This window comes from Flavobacterium davisii, from assembly GCF_042182265.1.
In the GTDB taxonomy this organism is placed as follows: Bacteria; Bacteroidota; Bacteroidia; order Flavobacteriales; family Flavobacteriaceae; genus Flavobacterium; species Flavobacterium davisii.
Map to the genome: position 1 here is coordinate 2,960,750 of NZ_CP097869.1, position 17,816 is coordinate 2,978,565.

Sequence of the window (17,816 nt, forward strand, 5' to 3'; positions counted from 1 at the left end):
ACATAATTTATACTCAAACTGAACTAAAACCACAGACTTACAAAGTAGAGACCAACAAGATTTTATTAAAGGTCTGCAGACGGAATAAAACTAATGCAAAAAGGAGAACAAGTAACCTTCTTATTACCATCCCATTTAGCTTTTGGATACCATGGAGATAACAATAAAATAGGAACTAATCAACCTTTAATTTGTACTATTATTCTTCATGATATTAAAAAAGAAAAAAATAACAAAACAAACCCTCCTATAGATATAGAAAAAAATAATAACTAAAAATCAATTATTAACTAAAATGAGAAAAATGATAAGTTTAATTTTAAGTCTTTTTACTTTTTTATTTTCTTTTTCATCTTGTAATTCAAAAGGTGAAAAACAAACAGGCGAAGGATTATTTGCCGAAATAGAAACGAGTAAAGGAAAAATTGTAGTCGAACTAGAATTTGAAAAAACCCCTATCACAGTAGCCAACTTTGTTTCTTTAGCTGAAGGAAAAAATCCTATGGTAAATACAAAATACACAGGAAAACCTTTTTACAATGGTCTAAAATTTCACCGTGTAATTGCTGATTTTATGATTCAAGGTGGAGATCCTGATGGTAATGGTAGTGGCGGACCTGGATATAAATTTAAAGATGAAATTGTATCCGATTTAAAACACACAGGACCTGGAATCCTTTCTATGGCTAATGCAGGACCAGGTACTAACGGAAGCCAATTTTTTATTACCCATAAGGCCACACCTTGGTTAGATGGTCGCCATACTGTTTTTGGTCATGTCGTAACAGGGCAAGATATAGTAAATAAAATTGCTCAAGACGATGTAATAAACAAAATAACAATTATAAGAAAAGGGGCAAAAGCTAAAAAATTTGATGCCGCAAAAATTTTCAGAGAAAGCGTTGACAAAGAAATAAAAGCCCAAAAAGAAATGGAAACTAAATTACTAAAAGTTAAAGCCGATAAAACTGCTTATTTTGCCCAAGCAAAAGTAAATGCCAACAAATCAGATACTGGCTTAACTTACCAAATAGTTACCAAAGGAACAGGTAAAAAACCAGAAGCAGGATCTACCGTATATGTTCATTATGCTGGTTATTTTGAAGATGGAACTCTATTTGACACTAGTTACGAACAAGTAGCCAAAACTTTTGGCAAATTAGATGAACGTAGAGCAGCAGCTAAAGGCTACCAACCTTTCCCTTTTCAAATTGGTAAAAAAGATGGCTTAATCCCAGGTTTCTTAGAAGGATTAGAAAAAATGAATATCGGAGACAAAGCTGTTTTATTCATCCCTTCAAATCTAGGTTACGGAGCACAAGGTGCTGGTGGAATAATTCCTCCTAATACTAATTTAATTTTTGAACTTGAATTATTAGATAAAATGCCAGATGCTAACGCTAATAGTAAATAAAATAGCAAAAAAATAATTACTTTAGCAAATACTATAACGAAAAAGGACTCTAATAATAGACTCCACCCAAAAGTTTAGACAAATTTAAACTTAATTTTGATAATAATGAGCTCGATATTTAATCGGGCTCATTCCTTTTAAATTAGACTTGACTCTTTCGTTGTTATAGTAATTTATATATTGTTTTATTTCCTTTTTTAACTGTTCAATACTTACTAAACTTTTTTATATAAAAAAGTTCAGATTTAAGTGTACCAAAGAAATTTTCAATAATAGCATTATCTAAACAAATTCATAAATAAATATTTAAGTCCTTACTAACTCCTCTTATTTATAATAAAACCAAATTACGCATTAAAGATTTATTCTATATAAATGACTTTGAATCTAAAAAAGTGCTTTGTTTTTTGACTTCAATCAAAATATCTTAAAAGATTATAATCTTATTTCAATCAAAGCGAAACTCAAATAAAATAAATCACATAACTCCAACAATATAACCTCTTCTTTCGAAATCACAAATTACACCTTAAACTGGTTCTTTTTAGACACCTCATTTAGTAGAAAAAATTGCGTGTCTCTTGATCTTCTTTATTCTTCTATATTTATATCGAATCTGCTTAAATCCAAATTCAGCATTAGAAATCTATTCAACTTTATTTTATTCAAATTCAAGCACATAATCAAATTTTATTTATCGAAATAGTTCACTATTTCATCTTCTACAATTTTCCGTGAGTACTTAATTTATTGAAATTTTTTGCTTCAAAACGAAGCCTAATCCGGAATTCTATCCAACTTAGCTAAAATTATTCTATACAAGACAACATGGTGTTTGATCATTGATTGTCTAAAAGAGCTTCCAAATAGAAGCCTTTTTACATTTCATCCAAAACTTTGGGAGGGGATAAATTCACCGTTTTATACATAGGCTTCGCTGGCAAGTGCAAGTTAGCTCTCATTTGTCAAAGAACAATACTTTCTTGAAATCTGGGTTAAAAAATGTCCCCCTTTTTTACAACAATAGCTTTAAAAAGGGGGACAAAATTCAGAAATAAGCAGATTTTTAAGCTTCTTTTATGGATACATTTTATTTCTGAATGTAACTATTTAACTTTAGAATAAATTATATCAACATCATAATTTATAAATTATCTTTTCAAATGTGTATCAAAATAATCCGCAATTTTAGCATACATGTGAATTCTATCTCTTCCTCCTACATTATGCTCATGATTAGGATACAAAAAATAATCTACCTGTTTACCCGCTTTAATACATGCCTCAATAAAATTCATACTATTTTGTTGTACGACAACAGGATCTTGTGCACCATGAATAATTAATAAACGTCCTTTTAAATTTTTAGCTTTATCCAATAAAGATGTTTTAGCATACCCTTCTGGATTTTCCTGTGGTGTATCCATATAACGTTCTCCATACATTATCTCATAATACTTCCAATCAATTACTGGACCACCAGCAACACCTACCTTAAAAGTATCAACTTGGCTTGTCATTAGGCTAGTCGTCATAAATCCACCAAAACTCCATCCAAAAACGCCAATTTTATCTTGATTCACAAATGATTTTGATTTTAAAAATTTAATCCCTTCCATTTGATCTGCCATTTCATTTACTCCTAACTGACGATGATTTATATCACAGAATTTTTTACCACGAGAATCACTCCCTCTGTTATCCATAGTAAACACCACATAACCATTTTGTGCCATATAATAATCAAAATACCCCGCTCCTCCTAACCAACGATTATTAACTAATTGCGCATGTGAACCTCCGTAAACATATATCATTACAGGATATTTTTTAGTAGCATCAAAATTAGCTGGATAAATAATTCTCCCATTTAAAGGTGTCTTACCATCAGCTGATGTAATTGTTACTAACTCCATTTTAGGCATATCTATTTTTCCTTCAAAAGGATTATTCGATTTTACCAATTCCGTTTCTTTTTTTGTTTTGATATCAATAACTGAAATTTTATTAGGAATTAGCGTATTACTATATTGATCTAATACCATAGTACCATCTGAAGAAACAGAAGCTATATGTGTTCCTGATACCGTTGTTAATTGTATTGTATTACCTGTTTTTAAATCAACTTGATATAGTTGTCGGTCTAATCCATTATTAGCAGTTCCTATATAATTAAGTTTTTCTGACTTTTCATCAAACCCTAAGAGTTCTTTTACTATTACCTCTTTATAACCTAAATTTTTTAACAACTTTCCTTCCGTATTATATAAATACATCTGATTAAACCCATTGTAATCTGTTTGATAAATAAATTCTGAAGAATTATTCGGTACAAAAGTCAATGAATGTTGTGGTTCAATCCAAGTCAAAGCTTTTTCTTCAAATAAAGTTTTTACAAAAACTCCTGTTTGTGCATCGTATTTATTAAATTTTAGATGATTTTGTTGTCGATTTAAAATTCCAATAAAAATATATTTCCCTGTTGGTTCCCATGAAACCATCGTTAAATATTGATCTTTGGGTTCTCCCGTTTGAATCGTTATTTTTTTATGTGAAGCTACATCAAAAACAACTACCGTAACATTTTCACTGGTCATCCCCACCATTGGGTATTTAATTTCCTTATTAACTGCTTCTGGCTCATTCCAATTAGTTAACGGATAATTAGCAACCATCGTTTCATCTTTCCTGTAATAAGCTAATTGGGTTCCTGCTTGATTCCACCATATACCGCCATCAATACCAAATTCTTGACGATGTACATAATCAGAACCATTAACAATACCTTTATTTGTATCGTTAGTAACATCTATAACATTTCCTGAAGAAGTTGTAATTCTTATATTATTATCTTTTAACCAAGCTACGTTTCCATTGGATGCAAATTTTGCTTGACTTCCTTCATTACTATAAGTTAATACATTTAAAACCTTCTTATTAACAATATCATAAGTAACTTTATAATTATTTTTTTTACCTGCTATTTCTGTTTCAAAAGTATCAACCGTTTTCCATTCAATAATCGTTGGAAAACTTTTTAACGAAAACTCATCTAAATTTATTTTATTTTTTAAAGCCGCTTCAAAATCATTTTTTGTAACTAAAACTGTTTCTTTCCAACCATTAGAAGCACTTTTTTCTAATAAACTTGAAAAATCAGGACTTACGTAGGTAATTGCTCTCGAATTTTTACGCCATTGCTGGGCTAATTGTGTACTTGGTGCAAATTTTCTTCCACCTGTAACAGTTTCCTCAATAGTCAACTTTTGTGCAAATGTCATACTCCCTATCAAAAGTAAACTAAAAGTGTATTTTTTCATTAATTATTTTTTTTGAATTATTTCCAAAAATAAGAATACTTAATAAATTTAAATATTAATCAAAAGTTTTAGTTTTTTTTTCGGTATATAAATATATTATAATACTTTTATAGAAAATTTTAAAAAAAATGGACATCATAGATAAAAAATTATTGAAATTACTTCAAGAAGATAGTAAACAAACAACAAAGGAACTTTCTGGAAAACTCAATTTATCCGTTACAGCAGTGTATGAACGTATAAAAAAATTAGAAAAAGACGGTACTATTAAAAAATACGTAGCACTCGTTGATCGAAAAAAAATCAATAAAAATTATGTTGTTTTTTGTCACATTAAACTAATACAACACAATCATGAGTTTATTGCTGATTTTGAAAATGCCATATTAAAATTAGATGAAGTCCTAGAATGCTTTCATGTCAGTGGTGATTATGATTATATTTTAAAAATTTGTGTTGCGGATATGGAAGAATATCGAGAGTTTATGGTTACCAAATTAACATCTATTAAACATATCGGAAGTACACATTCCTCATTCATGATTGGAGAAGTAAAAAGCACAACAGTATATGATATTTAGATAAAATAGTACTTTAAACTATTATTGTCGTTCTAACTAAATCATTCTTTTTTTTAAAACATCAAATACTTACAGAAAACCTATTTAATCATAAAACCATATATAAAAGAAAAAAATTGAAACCTTTTTAGAAATCCTTGATAATTAAAAAGGAAGTACGTGCTTAAATTTAAATTAAAGTCAAAAAAAATGTTTCAACTCAAATTACGCGATAGACTTTATAATGAGGATGAAAAGGTAAAGAAAATAAAAATACACGGATTTTTTTCCTCCTAGACATGACTATTTTAAAAAGGAACAACTTAAGGTGTAGCCTATCTTTTCAACCAAAAAAATTACATTATCAATATTATGATTTTTACTATTATATAAGTAACAAAATTTCGATCTTTTAGAACCATTTAATTAAGAACAAAAAGAATCTATTTTTTAGATTCAAATTCTTTTTTGTTTATTAATAAATTATTAACACATAATCCCGTTTTAATACTACAAAAATAGAATCATTAAAAGTTTTTATAAATGAAAAAAGAAAATATATTTTGTCGTTCCTAATTAGAATTAAATATCACAAATTATCTCATTTTTTTCTATTATAAATTATTAATTTTGCAATCAACTTTTTTAAAACAACATAAAATAGATATTATGAGCTCATTTGACGTAGTTGTAATAGGTTCTGGGCCTGGTGGATATGTAGCAGCAATTCGTTGTGCGCAACTAGGAATGAAAACGGCTATTATTGAAAAATATGCCACTCTTGGAGGTACTTGTTTAAATGTAGGATGTATCCCTTCAAAAGCATTACTAGCTTCATCTCATCATTATGAAGAATTACAACATTTTGCAGATCACGGAATCGAGGTTTCTGGGGATGTAAAGATTAATCTTCAAAAAATGATTGAACGCAAACAATCTGTCGTTGATCAGACATGCGGTGGAGTTAAATTTTTAATGGATAAAAACAACATTACCGTGTTTCAAGGAGTTGGATCGTTTGAAAATGCAACTACTTTGAACATAACAAAGGAAGATGGTTCTATTGAAAAAATTGAAGCAAAAAATACAATTATTGCCACAGGCTCCAAACCATCTAGCCTTCCATTCATAAAAATTGACAAAGAAAGAATTATTACTTCTACTGAAGCTTTAAAATTACCCGAAGTTCCTAAACATTTAATTATCATTGGTGGCGGTGTAATCGGATTAGAATTAGGCCAAGTTTATTTACGCCTAGGAGCTCAAGTATCAGTAGTAGAATTCATGGATAGAATTATTCCGGGTATGGACGGTGCTTTATCAAAAGAATTGACTAAAGTATTAAAAAAACAAGGAATGAAATTCTATACTTCACACAAAGTTAAAGAAGTATCTCGTAACGGAAATGACGTAATCGTAAAAGCAGATAATGCAAAAGGACAAGAATTAATCCTTGAAGGAGACTACGCTTTAGTAGCAGTAGGACGTCGTCCTTACACAGATGGTTTAAATACGGAAAAAGCAGGTGTAAAACTTACAGAAAGAGGGCAAGTAGAAGTTAACGATCATTTACAAACTACAAGTTCAAACATCTATGCTATTGGCGATGTAATCCGCGGCACCATGTTAGCGCATAAAGCAGAGGAAGAAGGCGTTATGGTAGCAGAATATTTAGCAGGTCAAAAACCTCATATTGATTATAACTTAATCCCTGGGGTAGTTTATACATGGCCAGAAGTGGCAGCAGTAGGTAAAACAGAAGAACAATTAAAAGCTGAAGGCAAAAACTACAAAACTGGTAATTTCCCATTCAAAGCTTTAGGACGTGCTCGTGCAAGTGCTGACACTGATGGTTTTATCAAGATTTTAGCAGATACTGCTACTGACGAAGTATTAGGCGTACATATAATTGGTGCCCGTGCAGCAGATTTAATAGCAGAGGCTGTTACAGCTATGGAATTCCGTGCAAGCGCAGAAGACATCTCCAGAATGTCGCATGCCCATCCTACTTTTGCCGAAGCAATTAAAGAAGCCGCTTTAGACGCTACTAACAAGAGAGCTTTGCACATTTAAAACTCATTTAAATATATCTCGTTAAAGGCTGTCCAAAAGACAGCCTTTTTTATATTACTAAAACATTCGGACACCTATCGAAGGCAGTTTTCATATAAGTAATTCCCAGAAAAAAAGGGTTCGCCTCTTAGAACACCTTCTTTTTTATAAAAAAAATTAAATATTTACACCTCAAACCAAAACCTACCCAACTAACTAACAACAACTTACAAAAAAACAACAAAAAAAGAAAAAAAAACCTACAAAAAACCTTGTTTATCTAGAAAAGATATGTAAATTTGCAACGCAATCAAGCAATCACAAATACGTGAGGGGGAGATACTCAAGCGGCCAACGAGGACGGACTGTAAATCCGTTGGGAAACCTTCGCAGGTTCGAATCCTGCTCTCCCCACTAAAAAAACCGGTAAATATAATTTATCGGTTTTTTTTATACCTCAACACAAAAAGAATCAAGAACAAAAGTTGGGGATTAAGCAAAAAGATTGAATAATCTGAATAAGAAGAAACCCATATCTCCTAACCTTCCTAAATAGGTCAGAGTCATTTTCAGAGGATTTGACTATATGCAAAAAAGTTAGATAAGTAATGGATTTAAAATTTTTAAAGTTTTTCCACATTCAACAATCTTTTATTCTTCATCACAAACAAAAAACTACTATCCCCCTCAACAAACACAACATTTACAAAATACTCATAATCTACAAAAATCTCAAATAAATACAAAAAAACACTTACCAAAAATCATTTAGTAAGTGTTTCATCTAATCTAACTCCTTACAAGAAATCTTAGATTGACTTTTTTTTAATCAAAACTATTTATTACCCTTTTCGTAATCCGCAATAAATTGCGCTATCCCAATATCCGTCAAAGGATGTTTTAACAAACCTGTAATAGCAGACAAAGGCCCCGTCATAACATCCGCTCCTATTTTTGCACAATTTACAATATGCATCGTATGACGAACCGAAGCTGCTAGAATTTGTGTTTCAAAAGCATAGTTATCATAAATATCACGAATTTCTGATATTAAATTCAATCCATCTGTAGACACATCATCTAAACGTCCCAAAAAAGGTGAAACATAAGTAGCCCCAGCTTTTGCTGCTAACAATGCCTGCCCTGCTGAAAAAACTAATGTTACATTCGTTTTAATCCCTCTATCTGAAAAATATTTACAAGCTTTAATCCCTTCTTTAGTCATTGGTAACTTAACCACAATTTGCTCATGCAATTCTGCTAATTCTTCACCTTCTTTTATCATTCCTTCTAAATCCATCGCATTCACTTCTGCACTCACATCACCCTCTACTATATTACAGATATCAACATAATGTTTTAAAATATTATTTTTACCTGTAATACCTTCTTTCGCCATTAAGGAAGGATTGGTTGTTACACCATCTAAAATACCTAACGCTTGTGCTTCTTTAATTTGATCTAAATTGGCCGTGTCAATAAAAAACTTCATCTCTTTTTTTTTATGTTAAATTATAGTTGTGTTTAAAGCAAAATTACAAATTCAATTTTAATATAAATAATAATCACTCTAAACAATTCCGTCAAAATATAATAACAAACCTAAAGCTTATAATGATTCATCAACATTTTTTCATACACCTTGTCTGGCAATATTCTTTTTAAAAAAATGGATGTTTTTTGCATAAAAGCTCCTACTTTATAATGTATTTTAGGCTTTGAAGTACAAATTACACTCAAAACCGCTTTTGCCATTTCCATAGGATCATGTCCTCCATCAACATGATCATTCATTTCTTTCAAAGTATCACCATACACTTTTTCATAAACAGACCCTTTTATCAGAGGAGCATGATAACGTCCTGCCGCAATATTCGTTGCAAAATCTCCTGGCGCAATATTCGTTATTTCTATACCAAATTGCTTTGTTTCCATACGCAAAGCTTCTGTTAGCAATTCTAAAGCACCTTTAGAGGCTGAATAAATCCCTCTATACGGCAGCCCCATATAAGCTGCTATAGAAGTTATATTAATAATCAAACCTGATTTTTGTAAACGCATTTGCGGCAAAACAGCTTTAATAACCTCAATAGGTCCAAAAAAATTAGTTTCAAAATGAGCACGCATTTCTTTCGTCGGAATTTCCTCTATAGGCCCCGTAATACCTACACCTGCATTATTAATCAATACATCTATCCTACCCGATTCAGCAACAATTCTTTTTATCGCTTCATTTATAGTATTTACATCCCTGACATCCAATACAACTAATGGAATTTTAGAATTTTGATTTTTTTCTGGATTTCTACTCGTTCCATACACCATATACCCCTTATCCTGTAAAAACTCTCCCACTGCTCTTCCTATACCGGAAGATCCTCCTGTAATAACTATTACTTTTTTATTCATTATTTTTATCTCCCTTTTTTCTATTCTTTATCTAATTGATATACCTAAACCAGGACACTCGCTCAAAACAACCTTACCCATTATTACTTCTGACCCATGAGCTATATCCGATGCTAACAAATTAGCACCATCTAAATCTACATAATCCACTAAAGGAGCTAATACTGCACCAGCAGAAATACCAACGGTGGACTCTGTCATACAACCTATCATTATCTTGTACTGTCTTTTCCTAGCTTCTGTAATAATTTTCAGAGCAGGGGTTAAACCTCCACATTTAACCAACTTTATATTTATACTTTTATAATGTTCTTCTAATTGTTTTAAATCCAAACTATCTTGAAAATCTTCATCTGCCATCCAATTAGCTTTACCTAGCCTATTCAAAATATTATATTGCCCAACTTTCATAGGTTGTTCCAAATAAACAAACTCAGAAATAAACTCTTGTTTTTCCAACCATTCACAATCTTCTTTTGTAAAACTCCCATTTGAGTCAATAGCTATACTTTTTTTCATTTGAGATAACAAATAAAGAGTTTCTCTTTCCAACCCTTTGCATTTCACTTTAAAATTATTCCAAGAAGACGCATTTATTTTTGCTTGTTGATTTTTTAATGAATCCACACTAATTGTAATAGAAGATTCGGGTATGACATCAGATTTTATCTTATTTAACTCTAAAAAACTTTTTTTTTCGAGTTTCCCGTACAAATCCCAATAAGCACAATCTAAAGCAGAACAAACAAAAGCAGAAAGAGAAGACTTAGAAATTATCTCATAAAACGCGAGAGGATGAACTATTTTTTGAGTTTCAACAATAGTTTTTATCTTTTTCAGTTCTTCGATTAAATTTTCAATTTTAATTTGATAATAATCTATTTCGGTACATTCTCCATACCCTGTAGTATTTGATTTTTTTAAAACTACAATCAAAGCATTTCTATAAGAATAATTCCCATAAGCTATAGAAAAAGTTTCTTTTAACGGTAATTTAATCTTTTGCCAAGTTAATTGCATGCAGTAAAATTTTGTCTAAAATAAAAAATCCCGAATAAATCGGGATTATATAGTGTAAACATTTTCTGGTCAAAAAAGGCAAGCGACCTACATCGCACCGCTACAACCGCTTACCTTTGCTGCGTTCCCACCCTGGAGGAGTTTGCAGGAGCTGGTCGTGTAGGACTTGCCGTTGCAAATATACAACCTTTTTATATTTTTGCAAGCATTTTTGAGAAACAAAATACCTTTTGTATATTGTCATTGAAAAAAAACATACAATGAAAAAATATAACTTACTAACAATCATATCATTACTAGTAATAGGAACTGGTTGCGAAGGTGATAAAAAAAATTTATTTTCTATTGATGAGTCGCAATTTAAAGCTCTTTATCACCCAGGTGATGAAATTCCCATCATTATAACCAATAAAAATGAGAAGAATATTGATTCTGTTTCTTTTTTTAGCAACGAAAAAAGAATTGGATCAACAAAAGGAAATAACACCTTTAAATATATCTTAAATGAAGCAAAATTAGGTTATCAAAACCTAAAAGCTATTGTATATTACGAAGGAGATGTACAAGAATTAACATCTAGAGTAGAATTAGTTTCAAAAGAAGAGCCTAAACTTTTAAAATATCAGTTAATTGCTACTTATCCTCATGATTTAAAGGCTTATACACAAGGATTAGAGTTTTACAAAGGTTTTTTATATGAAGGCACAGGTAACGGCTCAGGTGTATCTACTGGTCAAAAAGGAATTTCTAGTCTTCGAAAAACAGATTATAAAACAGGGAAAGTTATTCAAAAAATAGAGTTACCTGAATCTATTTTTGGAGAAGGTATTACTTTTTTAAATAATAAAATTTACCAATTAACTTGGTTAAATAATGAGGGATACGTGTATGATGCTAATACATTTAAAAAAGAAAAAACTTTCCAATATTTTAAAAAAATGGAGGGATGGGGATTAACCACAGATGGCAAAAATTTTTATATGACTGATAGTTCTGAAAGAATTAGCATTATAAATCCTAATACTTTTAAAGAAGTAGATCATATCAATGTATATACTAATAGTACAAAAGTACCTGCTATTAACGAGTTAGAATGGATAAATGGCAAGATATACGCTAATGTTTACCAAAAAGATGCTATTGTTATTATTAACCCTGTATCAGGTGCTGTAGAATCGGTAATCGACTTAAGTGAATTAAAAACAAAAGTAACGCAACATCCTGATTTGGATGTATTAAATGGTATAGCTTATAATTCGAGTAACAAAACTTTATTTGTTACGGGCAAAAATTGGGATAAAATATTTGAAATCAAAATCATAGAGTAGCTGTTTTCATTCATTTTACAAAATGTTTTCATTCGTATCATTTAATTTCATTTAGTTCCTTTGTTCTAGTTTTGGTTAGCTCGAACGAAGGAACTAAATAACGAAATTCCTATAATACTGATTATAAAAATGTTACTATTCTAAAACTAAATATTGATTTATTATTTTTCTTATCTTTTTCAACCACTATAAAATATAAATTAAAAATCTGCTTCTGTTTCTATAGTTAAACTGTTAAGAGTTATCGGATGCACAAAAGTTATAGATTTAGCATGCAAGTACAAACGATCCGCTTTCTTACCGTATAAATCATCACCTACTATTGCTGTATTTAACCCTGAAGGATGTGAGGCATGTACTCTTAACTGATGGGTACGTCCTGTTATTGGATAAAAGTTCACTCTTGTTTTATTATTTTGAACTGAAATTTTTTCCCAACTGGTTTGAGCTGGCTTACCATGTTCATAACAAACCATTTGTCTTGGACGATCTTCTAGATCTACTCGTAATGGTAAATCTATGAATCCGCTATCACTATTAAGCAAACCATCTAAAATGGCTTCATAACATTTTTTTACTGTTCGCTTAATAAATTGACTTTGTAATGCTATATAAATTTCTTCTGTTTTAGCTATTAACATAATTCCTGAAGTTGACATATCTAAACGATGAACAACTAGAGGCCCTGTAGCTTTTGGGTATTTTTTTTTAATTCGTTCATATACAGAATCTGACACTAGTTTACCTGGTACGGACAAAAATTCTGCTGGTTTATTAATTGCCAACATATAATCATCTTCGTATATAATTTTAATATCTTTTCCTTCTGCTGGATTATTATAAAATGGATTTTCATCTATTTCAAGCCCCTCTAACATGTGCCCTAATAAAATAGGTTCGCATTTTCCTTTGCATGCAGGATAAAACTGTTTGTGCTTTCGTACCTCACTCTTAGGCGATTGTCCCCACCAAAATTCAGCCATACATAAAGGCTTTAACTGCTTTTTAAAAGCATAATGTAATAACTTAGGTGCGGCACACTCCCCCGCACCAGCAGGAGGATTATTATTAAAAATTTCACCTATACTTTTTGTTTTTCCAAATCGATTTAAAAAAGAATATTCTGCAAATAATCGTTGTTGTGTTTGAGCTGATAATTTTTTTCGTTGTTCTTTTAATAATAAAATTTGATTTTCAAAATATTGTTTTTTTTCTTTTGCTTCCTCTTTTTTAAAATTCCAATATTTTGTCATTTTCTTTAATAAAATGGCTTCATTTTTACTCTGTTCACTCAACTGTATAAAATACAATCCTTGTTCCTCTTTGGTCATTGTAAGTAAAGCTTGATTGCGCAAATCCTCTCGTTTACTTTTTTGTTCTTTAATGTATTGCTTTTGCTTTTGAATATCTTTTTCTGCTTCTTCATTTATTTGTTTTAAAAGAGACAATGATTCAAGATAATCAAATTTTGTTTCTGCTAAATTAATCTGTTCATTCAACTCATTAATCTTAGCTTCTTCTTCTTTATAAAAACTTGAAGCATCTAACATATCATATACAGTAGGAACGAAATAATTAAGTTGATTTTGTTCTGCTAATTTACCTGAAAATGCCCATAAATACCCTATTTCTCCTGCTAAATTTTGACATACCAAAACACCAAACATTTTACCTATAACAAGTCCCTCTTGTCCTTCTTTTAAACCAAAATTATGTTCAAAATCATTTTGATTTTCTAAATATGTTTGCAGTTCTTGACTAGCTATTATGCTTAACTCGTGTGGATCATAATAGAATGGAAATGTAAACTTTTTAGGTAATATTATACTTGATATATCCCTCTTAAAGGACTGAAAAAACATTAAATTTTGCATGGGACAAAGATAGGTTAAAGCATCTAAAAAACGATAAAGACAAAAGTTTTCTAAATATGATTCTAGCATTTAAATCAAAACTATTTTTATAGTAGATTTGGATTTCTATTTTTATAATTCTACTTTTGATTGACTTGAAAAAATAACTTATGAATCACTTATTAGCTATTATTTGGAATCCAGTAGATGGCATTTCAATAGGCAATTTTACAATCCGTTTTTATAGTTTAATGTTTGTAATTGCATTTTCTTTAGGAATTGCCATTATGAAAAAAATCTTTATAAGAGAAGGTGAATCAATTGAAAAATTAGATTCTCTTTTTATTTGGATGGTAGTTTCTGTTTTACTAGGAGCCCGCTTAGGACATGTTTTCTTTTATGACTGGAGTTATTACAAAAACCATTTAGAAGAAATATTATTACCTTTTCGTTTTAGCCCTGAATTTGAATTTACTGGTTTTCAAGGATTAGCCAGCCATGGAGCTGCTATATCTGTAATTGCTTGCATGTATTTTTATTCTAAAAATATCATCAAAAGGCCTTTTTTATGGGTATTAGACAGAATCGTAATACCTGTAGCAAGCGGAGCAGTATTTGTTCGATTAGGCAACTTTTTTAATTCAGAAATTGTGGGTGATCAAACTCAATCTATATTTGGAATAAAGTTTGTGCAAGATGCCATTTCTAAAAATGAAGCTATTAGCTCTACTGGCATCACAAATTACAGAGAAGCCTATACAGAACTAACCACAAACCCTAAATATGCTTCTTTAATAGAAAGTATTCCTGCTAAACATCCTTCACAATTGTACGAAGCTTTTGGCTATATTTTTGTCTTTGCCTTGCTATTTTACATGTACTGGAAAACAGATGCTAGAAACAAACAGGGCTTATTATTTGGTACCTTTTTAATTACTTTATTTACTATACGAATCATTGTGGAATCTGTTAAAGAAAGTCAAGGCGGTTTTGAAAATATATTAGGTATTATGAGTACTGGTCAATGGTTGAGTGTTCCTTTCATTCTTATAGGTATTTACCTAGTAACCAAAGCTTCTAAAAAATAATTGCTATTAAAATTTTAAAAAGGCTGTACAAAAAGTAGAAAATCAACATTTAGTTTGTCGTTCCAACGCCAGAAAGAATGTTATAATTTTATCATTTTTTGATCTATATTATAAGATTACTGACTTTTAGACAGCCTTCTAACATTACCAATATTTACTATTCTTTCTCTACTTTTAGTCCAGATTATGTGATAAACTTTGTGATGAAGATAGATAAAGTTACGACCTTTTATACAATCTATATTAAGATCAAAAAACAAAATCCTTTTTATTTCTAATACTATAAAAAGCAGTCTCTTAAATCTTTCTTATTGCATCTATAATAACAATATATATAATCCTCTTTAAACTTTATTCAAATTTTTATTGACATTAAGTATACAATCAAAAGGAGAAAATAATAGTTTATTTCCTATTCTTACAATCTTAGCATTCTAAATTTAGTCTAAATTCCGCATTAGACTCGAAATGAATTAGCGAAGTAAAATCTGTTTTTCTTTATTTCCTTACAATTCGAATACATAGACTAATTTTTATTATAAAAAGTGTCTGCTATTACTTTTTAAATTTTTCGTGAATACTTGAATTTGTATGAATTTTGTTTTACAACGAAGTCTAATAGTTAAACCCAGATTCAGCATTAGAAATCTATTCAACTTTATTTTTCTTCAAATTCAAGCACGTACTCAAATTTCAATCATCAAAATAGTTCACTATTTCTTCTTCTAAAATTTTCCGTGAGCATTTGAATTTATTGAAAAATTTTGTTTCACAATGAAGTCTAATGCGGAATCTGGGTTAAAAAAAGAAAATATGCTTTATCTAAAAAAAGAATTCTAACTATATTTGTTCTTTTTAAAACAACACACAAAATGCAGTTAACAGAATTAAATGCTATATCACCTATTGATGGTCGTTATAGAAATAAAACGATTGGTCTTTCTCCATTTTTTTCAGAAGAAGCCTTAATTAAATACCGTGTTTTAATAGAAGTTGAATATTTTATAGCACTCGTTGAAGCAGGTATACCACAGCTTAAAGATATTTCAAATACTACTTTTTCTGCATTACGAAAAATTTATCAAAATTTTTCAACTGACGACGCATTATGGATAAAAAACACTGAAAAAACAACTAATCATGATGTAAAGGCTGTTGAATACTTTATAAAAGAACAATTTGACAGATTGGGGTTAGAACAATATAAAGAGTTCATTCATTTTGGGCTTACGTCACAAGATATTAACAATACTGCTATTCCTCTTTCTACAAAAGATGCTTTTGAACAAGTTTATTTACCAAGTCTAACTCGTATTATTGAAAAATTAAAAGAATTAGCAATAGAATGGAAAGACGTAGCTATGCTTGCTCGTACACATGGACAACCTGCCTCTCCTACTCGTTTAGGAAAAGAAATCTTTGTTTTTGTTCAACGTTTAGAAGAACAATTGAAATTATTATATAAGATTCCTTTCGCAGCTAAATTTGGAGGCGCTACAGGTAATTACAATGCTCATAAAATTGCCTATCCTAACCATGATTGGAAGGCTTTTGGATCTTATTTTGTAGAGCAAACACTTGGTTTACAACATTCCTTTCCTACAACACAAATAGAACATTACGATCATTTGGCTGCTTTCTTTGATACTTTAAAAAGAATCAATACAATTTTGATTGATTTGGATCGAGATATTTGGACGTATGTTTCAATGGATTATTTTAAGCAAAAGATAAAAGCTGGTGAAATTGGATCAAGTGCTATGCCTCATAAGGTAAATCCTATTGATTTTGAAAATTCAGAAGGTAATTTGGGTATAGCTAATGCTATTTTTGAGCATTTATCTGCCAAATTACCCATTTCAAGATTACAACGTGATTTAACAGACAGTACGGTTCTTAGAAATGTAGGTGTTCCTTTAGGGCATTCTCTCATTGCTTTTGAAGCTACACTTAAAGGACTCAATAAATTACTATTAAATGAAGAAAAATTTGCAGAGGATTTAGAAAAAAACTGGGCTGTTGTGGCAGAAGCTATTCAAACAATTCTTAGAAGAGAAGCCTACCCTAATCCTTACGAGGCCTTAAAAGACCTTACTCGAACGAATACTGTTATTAATAAAAACGCTATACACGCTTTTATTGATACATTAAACGTTTCGGATACTATTAAAAATGAACTTAAAGCTATTACTCCTAGTAATTATTTAGGGATTTAATTTTTTAACAAAACTTTTCCAAAAGGTGTCCAAAAAGTAATATCATATCAATTTTTGTTTAGAAAATAAACAGAATAAAATACTTATAAGCAACGTGATAATAATTTCATCTAGTTCGTTCGAGTATTTTTTAGTTAACTAAACGATATTAAACAACAAAATTTTCAACTTTTAGGACACCTTCTGTTTATATTTTATTTTCAACCTTATTTCCGTATTAGACTCGAGCGGAGTGAATGGAGAAGTCCCTCTATTACAGCAAGCATGTACTTCAATGTCAATCTTCAAAATAGTATCCTATTTCTTCTTCTAAAATTTTCCTTAAAAATTTAAATTTATTGATTTTTTGTTTCAAAACGAGGTTTAATACGCAATATGGATTAAAGAAAAAGGCTCTTTAAAAATTTAAAAATCAACGCATCGTTTATCATTCCAACACAAGGAGGAGTCTTATAATCAATAGCATATAATTTCTCCCTCTAATCGAACAATTATTCAAAAATTACCATTTAGCTTGTCACTGCTACGTAAAAAGGAGTCCTAGAATCAAACTCTT

General features: G+C 30.2%; 12 protein-coding genes, 1 tRNA gene, 1 other RNA gene and 1 pseudogene. 8 read left to right on the top strand and 7 right to left on the bottom strand.

The features are described from left to right. Positions 1-93: 93 nt before the first annotated feature. The gene (locus tag NAB20_RS12695; RefSeq protein WP_375605227.1) at positions 94-276 is read left to right on the top strand and encodes a hypothetical protein; all 183 of its coding nucleotides are present in this window, start codon (positions 94-96) and stop codon (positions 274-276) included. Between the two features lie 19 nt (positions 277-295). Beyond that, on the top strand, positions 296-1,414 hold the full coding sequence (locus NAB20_RS12700; protein ID WP_105196827.1) for a peptidylprolyl isomerase: 1,119 nt from the start codon (positions 296-298) through the stop codon (positions 1,412-1,414). A gap of 90 nt (positions 1,415-1,504) precedes the next feature. Here NAB20_RS12700 and NAB20_RS12705 read toward each other — a convergent pair. Together NAB20_RS12705 and NAB20_RS12710 are read right to left on the bottom strand one after the other, a co-directional pair. Next, a pseudogene (locus tag NAB20_RS12705) lies at positions 1,505-1,703 on the bottom strand (IS3 family transposase); the annotation flags it as partial. Between the two features lie 862 nt (positions 1,704-2,565). Next, entirely contained in the window at positions 2,566-4,734 is a 2,169-nt protein-coding gene (locus tag NAB20_RS12710) for a DPP IV N-terminal domain-containing protein (RefSeq protein WP_105196828.1), read from the bottom strand. Positions 4,735-4,862: 128 nt separating this feature from the next. On the opposite strand from NAB20_RS12710, the gene NAB20_RS12715 reads away from it, so the two are divergent. The 3 genes from NAB20_RS12715 (at position 4,863) to NAB20_RS12725 (ending at position 7,760) form a co-directional block, all read left to right on the top strand. Then, positions 4,863-5,315, top strand: coding sequence for an Lrp/AsnC family transcriptional regulator (locus tag NAB20_RS12715; protein ID WP_105196829.1), 453 nt, complete (start codon positions 4,863-4,865; stop codon positions 5,313-5,315). A 648-nt stretch (positions 5,316-5,963) separates the two neighbouring features. Further along, positions 5,964-7,367: a dihydrolipoyl dehydrogenase gene (gene lpdA, locus NAB20_RS12720; RefSeq protein WP_375605228.1), complete on the top strand. Its 1,404-nt coding sequence runs from the start codon at positions 5,964-5,966 to the stop codon at positions 7,365-7,367. 312 nt (positions 7,368-7,679) lie between these two features. After that, a tRNA-Tyr gene (locus NAB20_RS12725) sits at positions 7,680-7,760 on the top strand. 421 nt (positions 7,761-8,181) lie between these two features. On the opposite strand, the gene fsa is transcribed toward NAB20_RS12725, so the two are convergent. The 4 genes from fsa to ffs form a co-directional block, all read right to left on the bottom strand. Beyond that, positions 8,182-8,838 carry a fructose-6-phosphate aldolase gene (gene fsa / locus NAB20_RS12730; protein WP_088393817.1) on the bottom strand — a complete coding sequence of 219 codons (657 nt, stop codon included), beginning with the start codon at positions 8,836-8,838 and terminating at the stop codon, positions 8,182-8,184. A gap of 110 nt (positions 8,839-8,948) precedes the next feature. Then, complete coding sequence (locus tag NAB20_RS12735; protein WP_375605229.1) at positions 8,949-9,755, bottom strand: SDR family oxidoreductase; 807 nt, start codon at positions 9,753-9,755, stop codon at positions 8,949-8,951. Positions 9,756-9,782: 27 nt separating this feature from the next. Beyond that, complete coding sequence (locus NAB20_RS12740; protein WP_088393821.1) at positions 9,783-10,775, bottom strand: enolase C-terminal domain-like protein; 993 nt, start codon at positions 10,773-10,775, stop codon at positions 9,783-9,785. 73 nt (positions 10,776-10,848) lie between these two features. Then, positions 10,849-10,947: signal recognition particle sRNA small type (gene ffs, locus NAB20_RS12745), an RNA gene on the bottom strand. A gap of 88 nt (positions 10,948-11,035) precedes the next feature. Between ffs and NAB20_RS12750 the strand changes: the two genes are divergently transcribed. Further along, the gene (locus tag NAB20_RS12750) at positions 11,036-12,103 is read left to right on the top strand and encodes a glutaminyl-peptide cyclotransferase (RefSeq protein ID WP_105196519.1); all 1,068 of its coding nucleotides are present in this window, start codon (positions 11,036-11,038) and stop codon (positions 12,101-12,103) included. 200 nt (positions 12,104-12,303) lie between these two features. Here the strand turns inward: NAB20_RS12750 and NAB20_RS12755 are convergent, their stop codons facing one another. After that, positions 12,304-13,977, bottom strand: coding sequence for an RluA family pseudouridine synthase (locus tag NAB20_RS12755; protein ID WP_105196521.1), 1,674 nt, complete (start codon positions 13,975-13,977; stop codon positions 12,304-12,306). A gap of 149 nt (positions 13,978-14,126) precedes the next feature. Here NAB20_RS12755 and lgt point away from each other — a divergent pair, with 149 nt between their 5' ends. Together lgt and purB are read left to right on the top strand one after the other, a co-directional pair. Next, entirely contained in the window at positions 14,127-15,044 is a 918-nt protein-coding gene (gene lgt, locus NAB20_RS12760; protein ID WP_105196520.1) for a prolipoprotein diacylglyceryl transferase, read from the top strand. Between the two features lie 872 nt (positions 15,045-15,916). Then, a complete protein-coding gene (gene purB, locus NAB20_RS12765) occupies positions 15,917-17,260 on the top strand; it encodes an adenylosuccinate lyase (protein ID WP_105196904.1) in 1,344 nt (447 codons plus the stop codon). The last annotated feature ends 556 nt before the right edge of the window (positions 17,261-17,816 follow it).

Bases quoted from the DNA above. Each gene is read 5' to 3' on its own strand.
- NAB20_RS12695 (WP_375605227.1), top strand. From the start codon at position 94: ATGCAAAAAGGAGAACAAGTAACCTTCTTATTACCATCCCATTTAGCT.
- NAB20_RS12700 (WP_105196827.1), top strand. From the start codon at position 296: ATGAGAAAAATGATAAGTTTAATTTTAAGTCTTTTTACTTTTTTATTT.
- NAB20_RS12710 (WP_105196828.1), bottom strand. From the start codon at position 4,734: ATGAAAAAATACACTTTTAGTTTACTTTTGATAGGGAGTATGACATTT.
- NAB20_RS12715 (WP_105196829.1), top strand. From the start codon at position 4,863: ATGGACATCATAGATAAAAAATTATTGAAATTACTTCAAGAAGATAGT.
- lpdA (WP_375605228.1), top strand. From the start codon at position 5,964: ATGAGCTCATTTGACGTAGTTGTAATAGGTTCTGGGCCTGGTGGATAT.
- fsa (WP_088393817.1), bottom strand. From the start codon at position 8,838: ATGAAGTTTTTTATTGACACGGCCAATTTAGATCAAATTAAAGAAGCA.
- NAB20_RS12735 (WP_375605229.1), bottom strand. From the start codon at position 9,755: ATGAATAAAAAAGTAATAGTTATTACAGGAGGATCTTCCGGTATAGGA.
- NAB20_RS12740 (WP_088393821.1), bottom strand. From the start codon at position 10,775: ATGCAATTAACTTGGCAAAAGATTAAATTACCGTTAAAAGAAACTTTT.
- NAB20_RS12750 (WP_105196519.1), top strand. From the start codon at position 11,036: ATGAAAAAATATAACTTACTAACAATCATATCATTACTAGTAATAGGA.
- NAB20_RS12755 (WP_105196521.1), bottom strand. From the start codon at position 13,977: ATGCAAAATTTAATGTTTTTTCAGTCCTTTAAGAGGGATATATCAAGT.
- lgt (WP_105196520.1), top strand. From the start codon at position 14,127: ATGAATCACTTATTAGCTATTATTTGGAATCCAGTAGATGGCATTTCA.
- purB (WP_105196904.1), top strand. From the start codon at position 15,917: ATGCAGTTAACAGAATTAAATGCTATATCACCTATTGATGGTCGTTAT.